The 18,432-nt window shown below is 37.9% G+C and carries 23 protein-coding genes; 10 read left to right on the top strand and 13 right to left on the bottom strand.

From position 1 onward, the window contains the following. The coding region (locus ABVF21_RS19035; RefSeq protein WP_160917705.1) for an IS3 family transposase at nucleotides 1–97 on the top strand (97 nt) is incomplete at its 5' end. Nucleotides 98–144: 47 nt separating this feature from the next. On the opposite strand, the gene ABVF21_RS19040 is transcribed toward ABVF21_RS19035, so the two are convergent. After that, nucleotides 145–609, bottom strand: a complete 465-nt coding sequence (locus ABVF21_RS19040; protein ID WP_371018775.1) for a hypothetical protein — start codon at nucleotides 607–609, stop codon at nucleotides 145–147. A 167-nt stretch (nucleotides 610–776) separates the two neighbouring features. Here ABVF21_RS19040 and ABVF21_RS19045 point away from each other — a divergent pair, with 167 nt between their 5' ends. Next, nucleotides 777–1,445 carry a DUF1836 domain-containing protein gene (locus ABVF21_RS19045; protein ID WP_371018776.1) on the top strand — a complete coding sequence of 223 codons (669 nt, stop codon included), beginning with the start codon at nucleotides 777–779 and terminating at the stop codon, nucleotides 1,443–1,445. A 64-nt stretch (nucleotides 1,446–1,509) separates the two neighbouring features. Here ABVF21_RS19045 and ABVF21_RS19050 read toward each other — a convergent pair whose 3' ends face one another. Further along, on the bottom strand, nucleotides 1,510–1,911 hold the full coding sequence (locus ABVF21_RS19050; protein ID WP_371018777.1) for a BsuPI-related putative proteinase inhibitor: 402 nt from the start codon (nucleotides 1,909–1,911) through the stop codon (nucleotides 1,510–1,512). Between the two features lie 237 nt (nucleotides 1,912–2,148). Here ABVF21_RS19050 and ABVF21_RS19055 point away from each other — a divergent pair, with 237 nt between their 5' ends. From ABVF21_RS19055 to ABVF21_RS19065, 3 genes are all read left to right on the top strand, one after another. After that, complete coding sequence (locus tag ABVF21_RS19055; protein ID WP_303533006.1) at nucleotides 2,149–2,775, top strand: NUDIX hydrolase; 627 nt, start codon at nucleotides 2,149–2,151, stop codon at nucleotides 2,773–2,775. 236 nt (nucleotides 2,776–3,011) lie between these two features. Next, nucleotides 3,012–3,215 (top strand): hypothetical protein, encoded by a 204-nt coding sequence (locus ABVF21_RS19060; protein ID WP_194220200.1) that lies wholly within the window; start codon nucleotides 3,012–3,014, stop codon nucleotides 3,213–3,215. After that, nucleotides 3,208–3,687, top strand: a complete 480-nt coding sequence (locus tag ABVF21_RS19065; protein WP_303533002.1) for an endolytic transglycosylase MltG — start codon at nucleotides 3,208–3,210, stop codon at nucleotides 3,685–3,687. Before ABVF21_RS19060 ends, ABVF21_RS19065 begins: the two co-directional genes overlap by 8 nt. A gap of 44 nt (nucleotides 3,688–3,731) precedes the next feature. Here the strand turns inward: ABVF21_RS19065 and ABVF21_RS19070 are convergent, their stop codons facing one another. Both ABVF21_RS19070 and ABVF21_RS19075 read right to left on the bottom strand, forming a co-directional pair. Further along, nucleotides 3,732–4,952, bottom strand: a complete 1,221-nt coding sequence (locus ABVF21_RS19070; protein ID WP_371018778.1) for a GerMN domain-containing protein — start codon at nucleotides 4,950–4,952, stop codon at nucleotides 3,732–3,734. After that, entirely contained in the window at nucleotides 4,952–5,485 is a 534-nt protein-coding gene (locus tag ABVF21_RS19075) for an RNA polymerase sigma factor SigX (RefSeq protein WP_303532998.1), read from the bottom strand. Before ABVF21_RS19075 ends, ABVF21_RS19070 begins: the two co-directional genes overlap by 1 nt. A gap of 206 nt (nucleotides 5,486–5,691) precedes the next feature. Between ABVF21_RS19075 and ABVF21_RS19080 the strand changes: the two genes are divergently transcribed. After that, nucleotides 5,692–6,972: an MFS transporter gene (locus ABVF21_RS19080; protein WP_371018779.1), complete on the top strand. Its 1,281-nt coding sequence runs from the start codon at nucleotides 5,692–5,694 to the stop codon at nucleotides 6,970–6,972. A gap of 89 nt (nucleotides 6,973–7,061) precedes the next feature. Here ABVF21_RS19080 and ABVF21_RS19085 read toward each other — a convergent pair whose 3' ends face one another. The 3 genes from ABVF21_RS19085 to ABVF21_RS19095 all read right to left on the bottom strand — a co-directional run bounded on the left by ABVF21_RS19085 (nucleotide 7,062) and on the right by ABVF21_RS19095 (nucleotide 9,486). After that, on the bottom strand, nucleotides 7,062–7,598 hold the full coding sequence (locus tag ABVF21_RS19085) for a GNAT family N-acetyltransferase (protein WP_303532994.1): 537 nt from the start codon (nucleotides 7,596–7,598) through the stop codon (nucleotides 7,062–7,064). Nucleotides 7,599–7,682: 84 nt separating this feature from the next. Then, nucleotides 7,683–8,564: a protein-glutamine gamma-glutamyltransferase gene (locus tag ABVF21_RS19090; protein ID WP_303532993.1), complete on the bottom strand. Its 882-nt coding sequence runs from the start codon at nucleotides 8,562–8,564 to the stop codon at nucleotides 7,683–7,685. Further along, the gene (locus ABVF21_RS19095; protein WP_303532991.1) at nucleotides 8,545–9,486 is read right to left on the bottom strand and encodes a hypothetical protein; all 942 of its coding nucleotides are present in this window, start codon (nucleotides 9,484–9,486) and stop codon (nucleotides 8,545–8,547) included. The genes ABVF21_RS19090 and ABVF21_RS19095 overlap by 20 nt, the downstream gene beginning before the upstream one ends. Nucleotides 9,487–9,691: 205 nt before the next feature. On the opposite strand from ABVF21_RS19095, the gene ABVF21_RS19100 reads away from it, so the two are divergent. Both ABVF21_RS19100 and ABVF21_RS19105 read left to right on the top strand, forming a co-directional pair. Then, nucleotides 9,692–10,549, top strand: coding sequence for an ABC transporter permease subunit (locus ABVF21_RS19100; protein ID WP_303532990.1), 858 nt, complete (start codon nucleotides 9,692–9,694; stop codon nucleotides 10,547–10,549). A gap of 24 nt (nucleotides 10,550–10,573) precedes the next feature. Beyond that, nucleotides 10,574–11,617 (top strand): ABC transporter permease, encoded by a 1,044-nt coding sequence (locus tag ABVF21_RS19105; RefSeq protein ID WP_371018780.1) that lies wholly within the window; start codon nucleotides 10,574–10,576, stop codon nucleotides 11,615–11,617. A gap of 96 nt (nucleotides 11,618–11,713) precedes the next feature. Here ABVF21_RS19105 and ABVF21_RS19110 read toward each other — a convergent pair whose 3' ends face one another. Then, nucleotides 11,714–12,340, bottom strand: coding sequence for a hypothetical protein (locus ABVF21_RS19110; protein WP_303532987.1), 627 nt, complete (start codon nucleotides 12,338–12,340; stop codon nucleotides 11,714–11,716). A gap of 7 nt (nucleotides 12,341–12,347) precedes the next feature. Continuing rightward, nucleotides 12,348–12,911, bottom strand: a complete 564-nt coding sequence (locus ABVF21_RS19115) for a sigma-70 family RNA polymerase sigma factor (protein WP_303532986.1) — start codon at nucleotides 12,909–12,911, stop codon at nucleotides 12,348–12,350. A gap of 219 nt (nucleotides 12,912–13,130) precedes the next feature. On the opposite strand from ABVF21_RS19115, the gene ABVF21_RS19120 reads away from it, so the two are divergent. Beyond that, nucleotides 13,131–13,781 (top strand): N-acetylmuramoyl-L-alanine amidase, encoded by a 651-nt coding sequence (locus tag ABVF21_RS19120; RefSeq protein WP_303532985.1) that lies wholly within the window; start codon nucleotides 13,131–13,133, stop codon nucleotides 13,779–13,781. A gap of 60 nt (nucleotides 13,782–13,841) precedes the next feature. Here ABVF21_RS19120 and ABVF21_RS19125 read toward each other — a convergent pair whose 3' ends face one another. After that, entirely contained in the window at nucleotides 13,842–14,009 is a 168-nt protein-coding gene (locus tag ABVF21_RS19125; protein WP_084006653.1) for a YfhE family protein, read from the bottom strand. 137 nt (nucleotides 14,010–14,146) lie between these two features. Here ABVF21_RS19125 and ABVF21_RS19130 point away from each other — a divergent pair, with 137 nt between their 5' ends. After that, nucleotides 14,147–14,461 (top strand): hypothetical protein, encoded by a 315-nt coding sequence (locus ABVF21_RS19130; RefSeq protein ID WP_303532981.1) that lies wholly within the window; start codon nucleotides 14,147–14,149, stop codon nucleotides 14,459–14,461. Between the two features lie 21 nt (nucleotides 14,462–14,482). On the opposite strand, the gene ABVF21_RS19135 is transcribed toward ABVF21_RS19130, so the two are convergent. From ABVF21_RS19135 to ABVF21_RS19145, 3 genes are read right to left on the bottom strand one after another with little or no spacing between them, the layout of a single operon-like run. Next, entirely contained in the window at nucleotides 14,483–15,616 is a 1,134-nt protein-coding gene (locus tag ABVF21_RS19135) for a Ger(x)C family spore germination protein (protein WP_371018781.1), read from the bottom strand. After that, complete coding sequence (locus tag ABVF21_RS19140; RefSeq protein WP_371018782.1) at nucleotides 15,613–16,701, bottom strand: GerAB/ArcD/ProY family transporter; 1,089 nt, start codon at nucleotides 16,699–16,701, stop codon at nucleotides 15,613–15,615. The genes ABVF21_RS19135 and ABVF21_RS19140 overlap by 4 nt, the downstream gene beginning before the upstream one ends. Continuing rightward, the gene (locus ABVF21_RS19145; RefSeq protein ID WP_371018783.1) at nucleotides 16,688–18,211 is read right to left on the bottom strand and encodes a spore germination protein; all 1,524 of its coding nucleotides are present in this window, start codon (nucleotides 18,209–18,211) and stop codon (nucleotides 16,688–16,690) included. Before ABVF21_RS19145 ends, ABVF21_RS19140 begins: the two co-directional genes overlap by 14 nt. Nucleotides 18,212–18,432 lie beyond the last annotated feature (221 nt).

Here is an 18,432-nt window from a genome sequence, read left to right on the forward strand (position 1 = left end):
ATATGTAGACTACTATAACCATGAACGCGTAAAAGCAAAATTGGCTGGTTTAAGTCCGATCCAATACCGAACTCAAACCAGCCAAACAGCTGCATAATAAAAACTCTAACTTTTAGGGGTCACTACCTTGGCTTCCTTTTTTTCTTAATAGTAATATGGCGGATAGCCGTAGGGATAATAGGGGCGATAGTAAGGAATGAGACTAAGAGCTGCAATTCCAGCTAAAGGAAAGAAAAAGCGCCCGAATCTGCGATAGCGATAGCGGCCATATTGTCTATCCGTATCTTGACCTTCGCTTTCTTCTACTTCTTGAGGGATCATCATACCTATGTGTTCATCATCTGAGTCCATAATAATTCCTTCATACTCCATTCCATCCTGCATTCTTACTTTAGCATGATAGGTGTTATACCTTTTGCATAACTGTTTCATATCACCCATAAGCTGTTTTTCTTCTCCAAACATTGCCCCTTGAACGGCGTTGTTTTGCATATTTGCATGGTGAGGCATTTGATTACCCTGCATGGCTCCTTGAACTGCCTGATTCGGAGAATGTCCCTGCATCGCACCTTGAACGTTCTGATTCATTTGGTTCCCGTACATGTTCATAAGCGATTCCTCCTTTACACAACACAGGATATTCACCTAGATATGAATCAGTTACTAACACAAGTGCAATTTTGAGCCCAAATATCTCATTTATGTGTACCCTTCTTGAAATTTCCATAAAGAAACTATACGATAAGTTCAAATGACCTTAAATGTAGAGGTGGAAGATGAGAGACTTTTATTTAACTAGAACTGAAATGGGACATATTCTTCAAACGATTCGCGCAGAGGAAAAGCCAGATGAAATTTTATTGAGAGCGATGAAAAGGTCCGGAAAAGGAAGAACAGAAATACCAGCTATTTTTGATAAGTTATTGAAAGTGACTGAAGGTGCTTTCGGCTTATCTATTAATGAAATTGTGACGCTTGGTAATCAGCTAGAGTATGCAAGTTTCCGATCCACTGCTGTTCAAAATTGGGTAAAAAGAGATATTAAAGAATGGATTGGTCCACCACAATTAGGTAAGAAATACGCAATAGAACAAGCGGCAATTTTATTTATTGTAGAAGACTTGAAGAATACGCACGATTTCGAAAGCATCCGCCTTCTATTGAAATTTGCTTTTAATAACCCGGCGGATCGAAATGATGACTTAATCGATCCATTAATCTTTTATACGACGTACTCACAGCTTTTTGAAGTGATTCATACGAAAATAAAACCTTCAAAGGAAGAGTTTAAAAAGAAGTCAATTGAGTTGTCTAATGTATTCCATGAAGTAACGGACAATCAAAAAAAAGATATTGAGAAACTACTTATTTCTGCCGCACTCTCTGTTCAAGCTGCTTACTATCAAACGTTGTCGAAGCAATACCTTGATGATGTTTGGAAATAAGAACTGATGAATGAGTAAGAAAGAACGAGCTGGCACCTCATAAAAGGCGCCAGCTCGTTTTGTTTTAATCGATTGTAAAATCAATGGATTGTTTGAATTCGCCTTCTCCATCTGTTGCTAGCCAAACTTCTAGTGTATAGGATCCTGGTGTAAGTTCATCTACAATAATGGAGTACTCGAGTGATTCAGCTTGTTTTAATGTAGTGTTCTCTTCTTCTTTCAAAAAACTTTTAGTAGCGGAATAGGTTTTAATTACTTCTCCTTGCTCATTCGAAAGTGTATAGTCATACTTTTGACTACTTGGAAAGTGGATAGATTGGACTCTCTCTGTTTGGTTTTGAATACGATATAAGAAAGTTGCCGCTCCGTTTTCCGTTGTTTCAAGCTGAAGGGTAGGTTCAAGAGATCCAGCTACTATACCCGAAGAACCGGATACTTCCTCACTTGTATCGTTATTTGTATTCATAGTTGCGTTCTCCTCTCCACATCCCGTCAAAGTAAGGAGTACCATTGTTCCTATCATTACATATTTAAGCATCCCATCACTCCTTTGTTTATTAGACGAGGTGACATCCTAGAAAGTTACAATTTAATGGAATGAACTTAGAACCTTATTTCAATCTTCAGAGACAAAGTGGAGGATATACCGTTATAAATGCCATATAATAGAGTGAGATAAGTTCTACAGAAGGAGTTCGATAGAATGAAGCCATCTTTAGTAGATATTCAAGCTAGGATAAATGGCAGAAGTGCAGAAGTCCTTGGAAATGAGCGCTTTTATAAATTTGCCGTTCTCTTGCCTTTAATAGAACGGAATGGAGAGCTACATGTATTATTTGAAGTACGAGCACGGTCGTTAAGAAGACAGCCGGGAGAGGTTTGTTTTCCGGGTGGTAAAGTAGATCAGCACGACAAAAACCCGAAAAATGCAGCAGTAAGAGAAACTTGTGAAGAGCTCGGGGTTTTAGAAAGAGAAGTTACTGTAATGGGGGAACTTGATTTCCTAGTTACATCATTCCAATCTATCGTATACCCGTTTGCGGGAATGATCCAATCAGACTCTGAATTATCACCTAATCCAGATGAAGTAGAGGAAGTGTTTACTGTTCCTTTATCTCATTTTATGAATTACCCACCAGAGCGACATGATATACGCGTACATGTACAGCCAGATGAAGGATTTCCGTTTCATCTTATTCCGAACGGTGAAGAATATAATTGGTCATCTTCAAGTATGCCGGAGTTCTTTTACTATTATCGTGACTATGTCATTTGGGGGATGACGGCAAGGATACTATATCATTTCATTCAATTGATGAATGAAAAATAAGTGAAATGGCGTTTTTCCATTAAAGGACTATTGTCAATTGAATCAAACATAGGTAAACTAGAAAAGGTCGATTTATGTCGGTTTTTTCTAGTTTTTTTGTGATTTTCTATTTCGGAATGATGGAACTTAGAATCACATCCGACAAAAACCTACAGATCGACGCGAAAGAATTTAGTTGGATGATAATAAGTGCAATACATAGAGAGAATGCCAAACATTTAATAGGGGGAAAAGCAATGTTAACGATTATTTTTGTTTTACTTGCCGCTTCACTTGGTTTCTTTATTTACTCGTATTTTGTTAAGGACTACGCTAAAGAAGTGAAAGGTCAAGTTGATGATGTTTATATCAACTTAATGAAAGAGTTGAAAACGGTTAAGAAACGTACTGAAATGCTAGAAAGTAAAACTAAGTCTGTAAGTGGTGGTCCTAATGAGTAAGCAAGAAGCAAAAGGAATTGGGGCTGGTCTTTTATTCGCTGCGATTTTGTTAACGGCATATTACTTTTTGTTTTCTCCAGCAAAAGCAGAGGAAGGCAATAAGCTAACTGAATCTGCCGTTGAACAGCATTTAGAAGAAAAGGGCATGGTTATGGTTAAAAAGAAAGAGTATGATTCTTTAAAAGAAAAAGAAGCGACTCAAAATCAACAAGCGAGTGAAAAGCAGGATCCAAAAGAAAAGATCGAGAAGGAAGAAGTCTCTCAACCTGAGAAAATCACCTTCACTATTAAGGAAGGAATGACTAGTCAGGAAGTTGCTCAAAGTCTAGAAGATAAGAAGCTAGTAAAGAAATCGGATGCTTTTATTAAATCGCTTCGAGATATGGACAAGGAAATGGCCGTTCAACCAGGTGAATATGAACTTCAAACGGATATGTCTTCTGCAGATATAGTGGAAGAGATTACTAGATAAATGAAACACCCGGCATAAATTGCCGGGTGTTTTTTCATTTCATCTTATCTCGAAATAGCGTTGGGAGAAGAAGGAATGGTCAGGGGTTGATCAAGTGAATATCCACCGATTTGATCAAATCCAGTATTTTCAAAACGAATCTTTTGATAGTTATATTGAGATGCAGTAAGCATTAAAGCTTCAATTGTTTGCATTGCTTCCTCTTCTGATTGAAATACACTATCTTCCGTAAAGGCAATTGTTGCTTCAGCCCCATCTCCGTCGAATGAATAGATGTCTACGTTAGAAGGGATCGCTGGCATATAATAGGGCACGTTAGAATCCCCATCTTTCATAAGGGAGAGAGCGACATCGAGTTCAGCGCCTTCTTCACCTGAAAGGACTGGTCCTTTTATGAGAAAACGTGATTCAGAACTTGATTCATATAGGTAATATGGAGAAGGTTTTTGATTCACTGTCGTGTCAGCCGAACCAAAATTTCCGAGAGTGTAGTCTTCCTCTCCATTCGTTTGCCAATTGATTTGATCGGCACCAAGACTTTTCGCTAACTGTTGAACACTATCGTTGATCATAATTGATTCCGTCGATGAAAGGCTATCACCAGGCTCTTTAAAGCTAACTGTAAGTGTTTTGGTTCCATCAGTATCAATCAATTCTATCGTTGCATCAGCCATTGGTGAACGCTCAAGGCCAAATTCCGAAGCATCAAAAGTAGATAAAATTTCTTCTAAGTTTTCTTGTATGCTTTTGTTTTCAACTAAAGTAAATGAAAGCGGAACGAGAAGTAAGCTTTCAGGATCTGGGAAAGAAACAACAAGGTTTGCTCCTTCAGACTGCTGAAATGCTGGCATGTAGCTGTCAAAAGCAGTTGGTTCTTTTGTGAGTGTTGGCGTCTCCTCCTTCACAGCATCACTCGTTTGATCAGATTTCTCGTCAGTAGGTGCTAATGTTGCGCTTTCAGATTTTGAATCATTTCCTGCGACTGAAGGATTCGCTGTATCTGAATTGTTAGAGTCTGATTGTGTAATGGCCATATTAGTAGAGTTATCATTTTGATTGAAGAGACCAGGCGTAATTAGAACGGCCAAGAATAGAACGGCAATAGCGGCAATACTGGGAATGACCCATGGCGTTTTCTTCTTTATTCGATGCCTTTGTGATTGTTCATTCTTTTTTTTCTCGATGTTGTGATAAATCGATTCTTTGCTTCTATGATCTTTGACTTCAGGTAGTTGAGAAAGAAGGGATTTTGTTCGATCACTCATCATAATACCCCCTTTAGTTGGTTTTTGGATGGATCATCTACTAGATTGCGTAGCGCTTTAATAGCCCGATGCTGAGTTGTTTTCACTTTACTAACACTCCAATTTAATATTTCGGCTGTTTCATTTATCGACAGCTCTTGAATGTAACGAAGAATTAGCACCTGTTGCTGATCAAGTGTGCATTCGCTTAAACATTTATAAATGGTTTGCACTTCTTCTTTTTGAAGTAGAATTTCTTCCGGAAGTGGAGATTCATCGGTTGGTTGCTGTTTGTTAAAATCGAATTTACTAAGCCATCTTGAGGTTCTTCGATTGTGTGTACGTAAATAATCAATGGCTATATTTCGTGCAATGGCAAACAACCATGTTTTCTCATTGCTCCGTTCTTCATACTTGTGATAAGACCGTAGGACGTTAATATAAACTTCTTGCACTAACTCTTCCGCAATTGCTCTATTTTTTACCATGTAGAATATAAATTGAAATAAGTTCGTGTGGTAGCGATCATATAAACATTCAAATGTCTTATCCATTCTTCAGCCCTCCTTCTTCTATTTATTAAAACGATGTATCTACTTAAAAGGTTACAGCAAGATTACAAAAAGAAATAGAATAATCTATTTAGAGGCGGTAGGAATGAATTAAAATAACGATATATGGATGACAAAGCAAAGTGTTTTAGTATTTAGCTTATCTTCGATAGAATGTTATTTAATGACAGCTTGAGAGGAGTTATTGGATGCAGTTATTTTCGAAGCAGCAAAACTCATCCTTTTTTTATGGATGTTATATTGTAATGGCAGCAGCCATTGGCGTCTTTTTTTCAGGACCAGGTCAAACTTACGCCGTATCTGTGTTCATTGACTATTACATTCAAGATTTTGGCTGGGGACGATCGCTTGTATCAGGCATATATTCTTCTGCTACGCTGGCGGCTGGACTTTTGTTATTTGTTGTAGGGAGATTAGTAGATAAACATGGACAGCGGCGAATGATGCTCATGATGGGGGGATTGCTGGCAGTTGCATGTTTTTGGAATAGCTTTGTTATTGGACCTGTCATGCTTTTTATTGGTTTTTTTATGCTTCGTTTATTCGGACAAGGTTCAATGACGTTAATTCCGAATACACTTGTGCCTCAGTGGTTTGTAGTAAAGCGTGGGCGAGCACTTAGCTTTATGGCTATTGGTGGTTTTTTAAGCTCAGCTTCTTTTCCTCCACTTAATACATGGCTAATTACAACGTTTGGATGGGAAAGTGCCTGGAGAATACTTGGACTCGCACTCATTGTTATTTTTCTACCTGTTGTCTTTTTTATTGTTAAAAATAAACCTGAAGACATCGGACTTCTTCCTGATAATGCCATATCGAAGAAAAGACTCGCACAACGTCGAGAAGAGAAAATGGAGGAAGAGGAGCAAGAAGAGGGCTTCGAAACGAATTGGACTGTGAAAGAAGCGATGAGAACGAGAGCATTTTGGTTTATTCTTTTTTGCGTTAGTATTCCTGCACTTGTCAATACCGGTTTAACTTTTCACTTATTTTCTATTCTAGGTGAGCAAGGTGTACCAGGAAGTACAGCTGCCATCATATTGAGTATTATGGCGATTGTTGGATTTCCTGTCACAATGGCTTCAGGATTTATTCTCGAGCGCGTGAACGTTCATATTGTTCTTGGTTTATCGTTTATTGGCCAAATGGTATTTATCTTATTGTTAACTCAAGTGCATACTTATTTACTTGCTATTGTGTTTGCCGTTCTTTGGGGAATGATTGGAGGGATTGAACGGATTACATTAAACATTATATGGCCGAATTATTTTGGTAGGGAGCATCTAGGGAGTATTAAAGGAATTGCGACAACGACGATGGTCATAGGCTCTGCTTTTGGGCCACTTCCATTTGGTATTGCTTTTGACGTTTTTGGAGGGTATACAGAAATCTTATTGATTATACTTATCTTTCCAATTCTCGGTACAATTGCCGCATTTATGTCTCCACCGCCTAGTAAACAAGTATAAAGAAACGCTTCTTCAGGTTTATCTGAAGAAGCGTTTTTTTTGCACATTTAAGGAGTGTGAGCGGAAGTAAGGAAATTATCTATTAAATCTTATTGGAACAGAGAATAAACGAGCACATGATAATACTGATTTCTTAAATAGACGTGATCTATAAAGCGTCCTTCTTTATGAAAACCAAGCTCATCTAAACGCTTAACAGCGGCACGGTTGTCTTCTATTGTTTGCGCATAAATTTTGTGAAGTTTCATTTGTTCAAAACCGTATTCTATAACGGCTTTTGCTGCTTCGGCTCCATAACCACCGTTCCAGTAATTTCGAGACAGAATGGCACCAATTTCTGCTTTAGCAGAGGTGCGATCCCAGTTTTGAAAACCTGCCGTACCAATTAATTTGTTTGAGGGCTTCAACCGTACACCCCAACGTATTGTATTGGTCAAAGATATCGATGTGGTATCTTTGAAAGCACGTATATAGTGAAGGGCCTGTGTAGAGGTTTTCATAACTTTTCCACCATCATAATAGGTGACAAGTGGATCTGCGAATATGGAAAAAAGTGAACTACGATCTTCTTCTTTAAGTGCTGTTAAAACAAGGCGTTCAGTTTGAATTTCAGGGAATTCTTTCAATGCGTTCACCACCCGTTACTCTACCATATGCATATGTGAAAACGGGGTGGAGGGCTTATGACCCGAGAGGTAGCCTGATTTTATTCAAGAACTATTTCCAATTCGGATCGTTATAAAGTTTTTTAGAAATTCTTCATGATTTTCTTCATATTCATCAATTGACATTGTTGATCGCTGTAAGGTGTCATCGAACAGCATAATAGGCGTTGTTCCTTCCTTTCTATTGGATGAGAATTGATACAAGTACGAAAAACCAGGTCTAGTAGCAGGAAGCATTAAATAAGGCATCCGCGTCGCGCCCGGCCGTCTTCTTAATGCAAGGGCTTCAATCATACCTTCAATGGTTCGAAAGCCTAAACCGTGTCCAAAAAAAGTACCATCCCCTAAATCTACAACATTCTCACCTTGCCATTCTGGCGTAAGAGGATTCACGTCAGGGTTTTTTACATATCGAATGTCCCCAGGAAGGTAGTCAGGAGGGATGTTGTGAACAATTTGCAAATCCTGGTCGTACTTCCATCCCCAAAGCCGTATGTTTGAAAATAGTCGATTAAACTGTGCTGGAGGGAGCATTTTGACTGCTGCGTGATAGAGAATAATAATCATAGCGGTGGCGCATTCAAACGCATATAGTCTCCCATTTCGGTAAATATCGAGTATTGCTTCAGATGCCGGAACGCCCATCTTTAATTGAAAGGCACCATCTGGGAGGAGGTTCCAGAAAACAGGGTTACATCGTGAACGATAAAAGTCTGCAAATTGAACACCGCTATAGTAAAGTTCACGTGAACTGTCAGTGATGGCTACTCTAAATCGAATTTCAAATAATAAGGCATCCATCGAGCGATAGGAATACGTATAGGGACTTGCATACATGACTTGAAGTATCGTTTGTTCAAGAGGTCTTACAATGCCAGCATTGAAAGCTTCCTCTTTACTTATACCATTACCTCCTATAGTAATCATGCTGAACCTCCTCAATGAGCGTCAGTTGGGCATCGAGAGGTCGATTGATCCACTCCTTCCATTTGTTTCGAGATCTTTTTCTCATTTGATAGGAGAAGTTGGCAAGATCTTCTTTTTCATTTTCGGTTAACGTATGAAATCCTTTATCTCGATGGTATTCCGATGAAGTGTTTGAATGATGTTCAAGGTATTTTGTGTAGTGATCGATAATATAAGGTGAAAGTTGAGCTGTTAATTCATAGCTATTTTCATTATGAAGAAGGTATGGGAGGTTCTCTTCATACCAACCCCTAAAATAGGCATACTGATCAGAGCTTTCTTCTAAACCGGAAATGAAATGAAGCAGTTCTCTTGCAAACTCAACTTCTTCTTCACGAGAAGATAATAACTTTTCACCAATAGGGAGGAGACTAGACATGTTTCGTGAAGAAAAATAAGACCATGTTAAGTAATGTGTAGAGTGGCCTTCGCTGTTTCTCTTGAATAATAGGTCTGAAACAAGGGAGAGGTCTTCCGGGTTTTGATAGATGGTTGTCAATAGCCCAGCAGCGCGGTCAATAACAAGTCGATAGCGAGCATTTAGTTTATCCTCTTTCCCAGTTTCGACCATCCATCTGAGTACAGAGTGAATGAACTGTGGAAGATCGCAGACTGAATATGGAAAAGGAGTTGCTGGTGTGCGTTCTGTAGCTAGAATATCTCTTTGGATGGACAAAGCTACTTTATTCCGATCTGATAAGTTCTTTGTGAGATTATGCTCGCGAATAACCTTTGATAAGACATAGAGAGTGGGATAAGTAAGGTCCTCGTCATTGAGGCGTGTAATGGCTAATTTTGTATCATGCTGAATCAACTCTCTTATATACAGATCAAGACGTTTAATGCCTTCTGTTTTCCGGATTATCTCAAGTGAGGTAGACATGTTTAAGGGAGGCCTCCTTTCGAAAGTGCGCTGTTAACAGCGTATTCGGGAGGGGGGAGTTTCATCACATGTAATAAAAAATGATTCTTTATAGTCTATTTGAAACTTTTACTTGTTTGCTCCGTCTTTAAAATAGACTATGTTAAATCAAGGTATCTACACGATCAGCTATTAAAGAAAATTGAATTCATAAGGGGGATAACGTATGGAGAATAAGGCTGTTCGAACTGGCCTTAAGTTTATTACTGCTTTTATTGGTGTGCTGTTACTAGGGGCGTTACCGGGGTTATTCAATGGTATGAAGCTTGATTTTTCTGGATATTTGAAGAGATTAGTTAAGACATTAGATGAGTTGATCCACTATCAAGATATAACGTTTCGCTCTGGGAATGCGAATTATCAATTGTTCCCAGAGGTCTTTGATTATGCGACATATTCCATAGTCATTTTATTCAGTGCCTTATGTCTTTCGTTTGTTGTAGGATTTGTTTTTACATACGTTACCTACAGATTTACGCCCCCTATGCGAAAATGGTTTAAACGATTTGCCGTTCTAACTGAATCTTTTCCAGATGTATTTATTCTCGTAATTGTTCAAATTGGAATCATCTGGTTTTATAAAAAAACCGATATTTTGTTAATGGATATTGCAGCATATGAACGAATTTATACGATGCCTATATTAGTGCTATCTATATTACCAGCTTTCCTATTCTACCGAATTATGATGCAAGTGTTCGAAGAGGAATATGAAAAGCCTTATGTTGAGCTTGCGCAAACGAAAGGTGTGCAATCAACTGCCATTTTTCTTGTCCATGTTTTTCGGAATGCGATCTTATCGATTTATTTCCATTCGCGCTCCATTGTCTGGTTTACGTTATCTAATTTATTTATTATGGAATTCGTCTTCAATTTGAACGGATTAATCCGCTTTATGTATGAACATCCTACGCCAGAAATTTTCACGGTAGGCGCTTTATGTCTTTTTATCCCTATCTTCTTGGCGCTGACACTTTACCAGTTTGTAGCTGAGCGAGTTTCAAAAGAAGAAGCGTTACTATAGTTCGGAAGTGAGGGAAGAAGGATGTTGAAAAATGCGTTGCGAAATCCAATGTTTATGTTCGGAATGATCATTATCGTTCTCTTACTAGGTAGCAGTATGTTTTATTCGCTCGTTTACAATGATGACATTCCTCAAACGTTTATGCTTTATGACGACGATGGGAATTTAATTGATCGATCGCCTCTTTCCCCTGTACAAGCTCTTCCATTTGGTACAGATAAGTTCGGCTATCATTTGTTTGAGCAAATTATCATTGGTGCAAAATATACAATTGGAATTGCCTTTCTTGTTGCTTCAATGAGAATGGCGTTATCATTTGTTGCAGGTGTAATTGGAGGGACTTATTTTCGACGAACGCTTAGAAGCACAGCTGGAGTGGTGGATGCGATGCAGTATATCCCTATTTCGTTATTATGTTACTTTATTCTTCATGGAGTATTAATGGAAAACGGGATGGAAGGAACGTTTTCATTCTCTTTCACTGAACGCATCGTTTTTGAAGTGATCATCTTGACAGCGGTCGCTATTCCTACAACGACGATTCTTATTTCAAATGAGACGAACGCCATTTGGCGTAGAGAATTTATTGAAGGAGCACGAACGTTAGGAGGCTCTAGAAGGCATATTCTTGCAAAGCATGTACTACCGCACTTAGGACCACGAATGATGATTATTTTTCTTCAGCAAATTGTTAACGTTCTGATTCTTTTGCTACATCTTGGATTGTTGAAGTTGTTTTTTGGTGGAACTTTCTTTAATCCAGACCCTATGTTAGGTGATGAATATCGCTCGGTTTCTGGAGAATGGTCAGGGTTAATTGGATCCACCTTTAGATTCCTTTCATATGAAACATGGATTCCGTTGATTCCCATCCTATTTTTTGTTCTTGTCATACTGGCTGTGAATTTTGTTTTAGAAGGCTTCAAGCAAGTGGTAGATAAGCAGTCGTATAGTAGAAGGATGAAGAATGTTGAACTTCCTGATACAAAGACAGAGATCGATTCAAGTTCCTTTTCTTTTGTACATAATCATGGTGAAATGATGGAGAGGAAAACGGCAAGTAGATAAGAAAAAGCACAATCCAAAATTGTGCTTTTTCTTTTATGTTTGTTTTACAACGTTACTATGATCTTCGGGTAGCGGATAAAAATTCATACAGGTTAGTTAATTAGATGGAGAGGACCAACTCATACTTGCTTCCTTTATCCTCTTAGAACCTTTAAGAAAAAAAGTATTATCTTCTTCATCCATAAAGGCTAAAGAAGGGTAATCGCTGTTTGGTTTAATCGTAATTTCTAAATGATAATAATCCCATATTTCCCCCAGCTGATCATTTTTCGATTGATATAAATGAGATAACACCTCCAAATATTGTATTGTTAATTCCTTCATTTTTTTATTTGAAAAACTGTCTGACACCATGATATCCAGATAAATCGTTTTATCCATTGAGAAATAGGTTACATCGAGAATATCTAGGTCACGTTGAGCAATTTCTGATGCCCGCTTCATATAAGCTGCACTTACGTATGGGGCCTCTTGTAACTGGTTAGAAGCTTCTTTTATAGGAGGATCCAAATCACTATCAATGACTGTGAGAGTAACTGTCATAAGTAGTGCCAAACAGACCGCAAATCCAACCATTTCTAGAAAGGTGCTTCGTTTCTTCTTATGGTCAGCGTAATGAGCAATAAGGATATTTTCCATGATTCTTTCTTTTTTTCTTTCCGTTAATTGCTCTTTAATGAATAAAGATTCTTTCACTTTTTCTTTTAATCTATTTTGGTTCATTTTTCATTCACTCACTTTCATTATTCAGTCTTGATTCAAGAAGGCGACGAGCTCGGTGCAATCTGGATTTTATAGTTGCCTCTTTTGTGTCAAGGAGTGAACTAATGTCTCTAATGGATAAATCTTCATAATAGTAGAGAATAAATGTTTCACGATATTTTAATGGGAGTTGTAAAATCGTTTGGCGTAACATATAAGATTCTTCTTTTGTTATCACAATAAGTTCTGGGGAAGGCTGATGATTCTTAATGAAATTTAAGATTATGTTACTTGGAATGATGTTTTTAAAAGACCAGCTTCGTACATAGTCATGACAACGGTTAATCGCAATGCGATAAAGCCAGTTCTTTAGAGAAGCTTCTCCTCGAAAAGTATTTATCTTTAAAAAGCAAGTCAGAAAAACCTCTTGTATGATATCTTCTGCTTTCCCCCAGTCCTTTACATAAGTATAAGCGAGTCTTAGCAGAGCTTCGCCGTATTGATCCATTAATTCTTCGACTAACTCTGTTTTTTGCAGTGTTGAATAGGTAGAGAAATCTGCATGAAGTTTAAGATGGGAATTATCGTTCATATCATCATCCTTCGAAGGTCATTTAGGATTGGCACTGAATAGCAATTGAAACTAAGACCTTTCCTATTAAGACGAGGGATCAAAAGAAAGGTTGCAGAATTTGTAAAAATCATCTGTTAATGCCCCTTTTATCTTTTCAAATTCGATATATAGCATAAGGAGGCAGCGATTGGTATCGAGAATAATCGATACGAAAAAGGAATAGAGGGGGAATGAAAGGTGATTATCATTGATGCAGGGCATGGCGGGAATGATCCAGGAGCGGTGGCAAATGGCGTGAAAGAGAAGGATTGGACTATGGAAGTAGCGCTTCATCAATATGAGTTTTTGAAAAGTCTTGGTATACCTTGTGCTATCACAAGAACAAATGATATTAATCTATCTTCTGAAAAGCGTTCTGCACTTGTTAAAGGGTCAGGTGCTTTGATTTGTTTGAGTAACCATTATAATGCGGGAGGAGGAAGTGGAGCTGAAGTTATTCATTCAATTTACGCAAAGAGTGATTTGGCAGGCAGTATAGCAGAAGCTTTGAAAAAAGCGGGGATGGGAGTGCGAAGAGTTTTCTCTAGAGAAGGAGCGGATAGAAAAGATTACTATTATATGCACCGCTTAACTGGGGATGTAGAGACAGTAATAATTGAATACGGCTTTTTGGATTCTTCATCGGATGTAAATAAATTAAAGGCTCGCTCCTATCGCCTGCAGCTTGCTGAGGAAGCTGTGCTTGCGGCCGTGCGGTATGTAAAAGGTGCGCTTCCACAGTCACTGTATTACGTCCAGGCCGGCGCTTATAAGGAGAAGGCTAGCGCTGATCAATTATGCCAGAAATTGAAAAAGAATGGGTACGACGCATTTGTGAAAAAGGTTTGAAGAAGTATAAATACTTGCATAAATAAGGAGCCATGCAATCAGCATGGCTCCTTAAAGTCATTATTTAAGTAGATCAGGATTTTCGCTCTTTGCCCTTTTCACTTTAGGCTTACGAATTCCACCTGCAATATCTGCTTTCTTAAATTCTTTCGCATAAGCTACTTCTTGAGCATCACTTAGTGAGAAACCACTTTCATGAATTGGTTGGTATTGAGAATTCTTAGCCATTTGTAATTCCTCCTTGTATCGTCTCTTATAATAAATGGTACCCGTGTGAAAAAATCATTAAACATCCTAATCTAACTTTGTTAAAATACTAATGTTTGTGGTAACTTAATACTAAACATGTTCAATACGGAGGCACTATGAATAGAAAGAGAGCATTAAATATATCGATTGCAAGTATCGTCGTACTTGTCAGCCTTTTTTTAATTGGAAAGTATACCTATGTTCATGAAAAGCATATTGAACATGGTGAAGTGATTAAAAAGGAAAGCACAGATCATCATTTCTATGTTTTTGTTCAGCCTGAAGGAGAAGGAGAAGCCATTGAACTTTTGGTTGAAGATGAAATGACCTGGAACCTTGTCGATGAAGGGGAATATTATGAAGTCGCCTATTCCTGGTATGGTGCAAAAGAACCGGCAATTGAAGAGATGAAGCAAATAGAAAGAGAGTAAGCGAGTGCGCTTACTCTCTTTCTATTTAATTATTCCTGTTTCAGCGATCTTTACATCTACGTTTGCCTGAAGATCTATATTTGGATAGTCATTGTCCCACTGTTTTCCATCCCATGCTTTGTGATGATAAGCATTTATATCACGACCAATTCCAAGGAAATCACAGTTTGCTTCTTGAAGCGTGTGAAGAATATCATTCGCTCTTTTTGTTAATCTAGTGGATAATTCATCTGCAATATCGTGTACCTGTTTTTCAGTAAAAAGATTATTTTGTGGGTATTCTTCTATATTTCCTCGTACTTCAAGATTGACAACCGCTTTGATTAATTTTTGATTCTCAAATGAATAGGTAGTATCTGACTTAGAATTACGAATATTAATTGTTACGGTTTCAGTAAGGAAGCCGTCTTCGTGTTTTTCTCCTATATTTTCAACAATATTTGCCTTTTTACTTTTTGAGTTATCCATAAGAAGCAACAAAGTTGCATCGAATGAAGGAATGGAAACACCGGTATAGTTTGAATGGTGAAATAAAGCCAGTCCATCAATTTCTGGTGCGCCTACTTCGTCATTGAAACTAATATAAGGAAGAGCATAATCCTGGCCTTGGTCATGTGAATAGCGAAACGTTTTTTCAATAGTCATTCGAGGTGTTTCTGTTTTATTCTCCGCTCCTTTAATTAAGTTGGAGATAAACTCAGTCACAAGAGTATCTCCCACGTGATCTAACTTAAACATGTCTTCTGCGCGGCCTTCAACTACACCCACTCGCGCATCAAGTGCACTTTTTGGATCACGGTATAGAATATCAAACATATAATCAATATTTTGAGTCGCCACCTCTTCGCCTAAAAGGAGAAGCTGATTTTTTGAGGAGGTAACTTGTTTAGAAATGATTCGATCCATTTCTATTCGCACTGCCCTAGGGGAGGTCCCTGCAATAGAAATAACTCGATTGGAATAAACACCTCCTTGGCTAACAGGAATGCCAAGATTCCGAACAGCAAAAGTTGATCGAATCTCATTTTCATTCTCATAATCAAATCCAGCTCCGTAGATAAGCTTAGATTCTTTCAATAGTTCTTGGTCCCAACAGGAAGTCATAAGTAAGAGAACACCTATTAAAACCATGCATTGGTAAAGTATTTTCTTCATTGGGATTCCTCTTTCTTCTTAAATAATAAGCTAATGAGTAAAAGCAGGAGAGGGAAACCAAGGGCAAAAAAATAGCTTGCTTTTGCGTGATAACTAGAAATCATTTCAACAGTATACCGATCATGTGAAAACATGGAGAAAAACAGTGCAATAAAAGCGGCAGTCAAAATAGGTCCAGTTGTTTTTTTTCTTTTTGTTAAATGTTGAATGCCTCTTCCTGCAATATATAAATACGATACATAAGAGGTCATAACAGAAACGATCCAAATTGAAAGAAAAAGTAGATCGACTCTATCGACAACTACAAAGGAAACGCCTTTTAACATATACACGAGAGGTTCTGGAATCATTTCAAGCTGAGCAGGGCTAAAAAAGACGTACGTCGTAAATGTTAAAAAGCTATATAACAGTGTCACTGCTACATTAGCCAGTGTTAAGCTCTTTAATGCTGCTTTCCCTTTTGATTGAACGTAAGGGTAAATGAATAATACGATCTCAAAACCGAGCATGGATACTATCCCTTGCTGTGTTGCTTTTAGGATTGTTTCTAAGCCATTTTGACCAATTGGTAAGATATAACGAATATCCGCATCCTTTAATGTATAGGCTGCCATAATGATCAGAGGAATAATTAGAACTGAAACAAACTGGTAAAATCTACCCATTACTTTAATTCTTCCAATAGCAAGGTAGGTGCCGCTAACCGTCAGCAACAAAAAGATGACAAACATAGGCGTTCGAAATAAGATCCACGTTTTGATTGTGGTTTCAAACAATTCCAGTACAATAACCGCTGTTGAAATAGCGAATAGCGTGTAAAGAAGTGAAACGACGAAAGCTACATATTTGCCAATGATTTTAGGGGCGTATTCAAACAAAGTTAAGGAGGGGAAACGATTGCTTAACATGTAGAGAATAAAAATAATGAGTTGGATAGCAAAACCAGTTATAAGAAGAGTAATCCAGCCATCAGTTCCGGCTCCTGCATATAAGGAGGAGGGAAGCGAGAGTACTCCTACGCCAACTTGTGTTTGGAAAATGATGAAAAAAAGCTGCGCCGAATTAATTTTGCTACTCGTCTTCATTTTGTTTCCACCTTCTTGAAATCCACTCCTGTGTTCCGTGCTGTGCACGAACATCCGTCGGTCGCCTACCGAGTAACCATCTTGGAAGGCGTATAATAGAATCTTTTAGCTCGTTGAAACGAAATGGTGCAAGCGGTGAGAAATAAGGTGTTCCGAAAGTTTCTAAACCACATAAATGGATTAAAATAATGGACAATCCGAAAACGAGCCCAATAAACCCAAATGTCGCTGAAAGAAGCATGAGTGGAAAACCAAGCAGCCTGATCGACATACTCATTTCATACGATGGAACGGCAAAAGAGGAAATAGCTGTTAGAGCTACGACAATAATCATCATATTCGATACAAGGTTAGCTTCTACAATGGCTGTTCCAATAACTAAACCTCCAACAATACCGATCGTTTGGGCTATAGGACCCGGTAGTCGTATAGCGGCTTCTCTCAATAGTTCAAGAACAATTTGCATAATTAAAGCTTCTAATAATGGTGGGAATGGAACGTTTTCAAGCGAGCTTTTAATATTTAAGATTAACTCCGCAGGTAGTACCTCTGGGTGAAAAGATACAGTGGCGATGTATAAGGAAGGCAACCCTAATGCAAAGATAAAACTGGCTACTCTTATGAGTCTTAAGATAGATCCGATATACCACCTGCTGTTGTAGTCTTCAGGCGATTGATAGAATGCAAAAAATGTAACTGGCATAATTAATGTTGATGGGCTACCTTCCATTAAAAGCCCAATTCGTCCTTCAATTATATGGGCGGTCATCCTGTCTGGACGCTCTGTACTTAGCATTTGTGGAAATGGAGAAAAAGGGGAATCCTCGATAAATTCTTCTACATATCCTGGTGTCTGGATGGAATCTGTTTGGATAGCTGTCACCCTTTTTTCTACTTCCGCAATAAGGTCAGGGTTCACCAAGTTCTGTAAGTAAATAACAGCTATTTTCGTGTCCGTTGTTTTACCAACTTTAAAGAACCTAATCACGAGGTTAGGATTTTCAATTCTTCTACGAAGCATTTGTAGGTTTTGCATAATGTTTTCGACAAATCCTTCATGTGAACCACGAACGACTTGCTCATTAATTGGCTCAGATATTGCTCTAGAATTTCCTGAGAAAGCTTCTAGTAAATAAAAATGTACTTGTCCATTTATTAGTAGAACAACAAATCCTTTTGTTAATCCTGTAATAGCTTCATTTAAATTTTTTGATCGTCGGTATTCTTTAGATGTGACTGTATCCTCGATGTTTAATTGATTTGTTTCAAACAATGGTTTCATAATCGTTCTTTGAAGTTTCTCTTCATCAACTAATGGGTCTAAATAAGCAAGTAGGCATTTCACATCCTGAACTGTAATATTTCTGAATTTGATATCTTCTGTATTATGGAATTTGGATTTTATATATTCCTTGTTTTCTTCAAGAGAATAGTATGCATCATGTGATTCAATAGCAGTTGGAATTTGATAAGACTCATTTCGAATTGATTTGCGTTTGCTTCGTCTCACAATGCACCCTCCTCAATAAAATTAGATAGGTATAGGTTGTTATAAAAATTGAGAAGTTATGTATACGAATTGAAATGAATCATACATGATAGGTTTCAAAGTGTTATACATTTCTTGTGATAGGTCTATAGTCTTTATTATCTCGTGATTGTTTTCGTCGTTTACTGGTCTTTTGTATGGTTTTAACCTAGTTTAGATCGAGTCTTGTCGAATGAGTGCAA

The sequence above is a fragment of the Pseudalkalibacillus sp. JSM 102089 genome (assembly GCF_041366475.1).
Lineage (GTDB): Bacteria > Bacillota > Bacilli > Bacillales > Guptibacillaceae > Guptibacillus > Guptibacillus hwajinpoensis_B.

Excerpts from the sequence above, each read along its gene's own strand:
- ABVF21_RS19100 (WP_303532990.1), top strand. The coding sequence starts at position 9,692 with ATGGAGAATAAGGCTGTTCGAACTGGCCTTAAGTTTATTACTGCTTTT.
- ABVF21_RS19040 (WP_371018775.1), bottom strand. The coding sequence starts at position 609 with ATGAACATGTACGGGAACCAAATGAATCAGAACGTTCAAGGTGCGATG.
- ABVF21_RS19115 (WP_303532986.1), bottom strand. The coding sequence starts at position 12,911 with ATGAACGATAATTCCCATCTTAAACTTCATGCAGATTTCTCTACCTAT.
- ABVF21_RS19060 (WP_194220200.1), top strand. The coding sequence starts at position 3,012 with ATGTTAACGATTATTTTTGTTTTACTTGCCGCTTCACTTGGTTTCTTT.
- ABVF21_RS19070 (WP_371018778.1), bottom strand. The coding sequence starts at position 4,952 with ATGAGTGATCGAACAAAATCCCTTCTTTCTCAACTACCTGAAGTCAAA.
- ABVF21_RS19135 (WP_371018781.1), bottom strand. The coding sequence starts at position 15,616 with ATGAAGAAAATACTTTACCAATGCATGGTTTTAATAGGTGTTCTCTTA.
- ABVF21_RS19125 (WP_084006653.1), bottom strand. The coding sequence starts at position 14,009 with ATGGCTAAGAATTCTCAATACCAACCAATTCATGAAAGTGGTTTCTCA.
- ABVF21_RS19080 (WP_371018779.1), top strand. The coding sequence starts at position 5,692 with ATGCAGTTATTTTCGAAGCAGCAAAACTCATCCTTTTTTTATGGATGT.
- ABVF21_RS19110 (WP_303532987.1), bottom strand. The coding sequence starts at position 12,340 with ATGAACCAAAATAGATTAAAAGAAAAAGTGAAAGAATCTTTATTCATT.
- ABVF21_RS19090 (WP_303532993.1), bottom strand. The coding sequence starts at position 8,564 with ATGATTACTATAGGAGGTAATGGTATAAGTAAAGAGGAAGCTTTCAAT.
- ABVF21_RS19065 (WP_303533002.1), top strand. The coding sequence starts at position 3,208 with ATGAGTAAGCAAGAAGCAAAAGGAATTGGGGCTGGTCTTTTATTCGCT.
- ABVF21_RS19055 (WP_303533006.1), top strand. The coding sequence starts at position 2,149 with ATGAAGCCATCTTTAGTAGATATTCAAGCTAGGATAAATGGCAGAAGT.
- ABVF21_RS19075 (WP_303532998.1), bottom strand. The coding sequence starts at position 5,485 with ATGGATAAGACATTTGAATGTTTATATGATCGCTACCACACGAACTTA.
- ABVF21_RS19095 (WP_303532991.1), bottom strand. The coding sequence starts at position 9,486 with ATGTCTACCTCACTTGAGATAATCCGGAAAACAGAAGGCATTAAACGT.
- ABVF21_RS19050 (WP_371018777.1), bottom strand. The coding sequence starts at position 1,911 with ATGAATACAAATAACGATACAAGTGAGGAAGTATCCGGTTCTTCGGGT.
- ABVF21_RS19140 (WP_371018782.1), bottom strand. The coding sequence starts at position 16,701 with ATGAAGACGAGTAGCAAAATTAATTCGGCGCAGCTTTTTTTCATCATT.
- ABVF21_RS19130 (WP_303532981.1), top strand. The coding sequence starts at position 14,147 with ATGAATAGAAAGAGAGCATTAAATATATCGATTGCAAGTATCGTCGTA.
- ABVF21_RS19045 (WP_371018776.1), top strand. The coding sequence starts at position 777 with ATGAGAGACTTTTATTTAACTAGAACTGAAATGGGACATATTCTTCAA.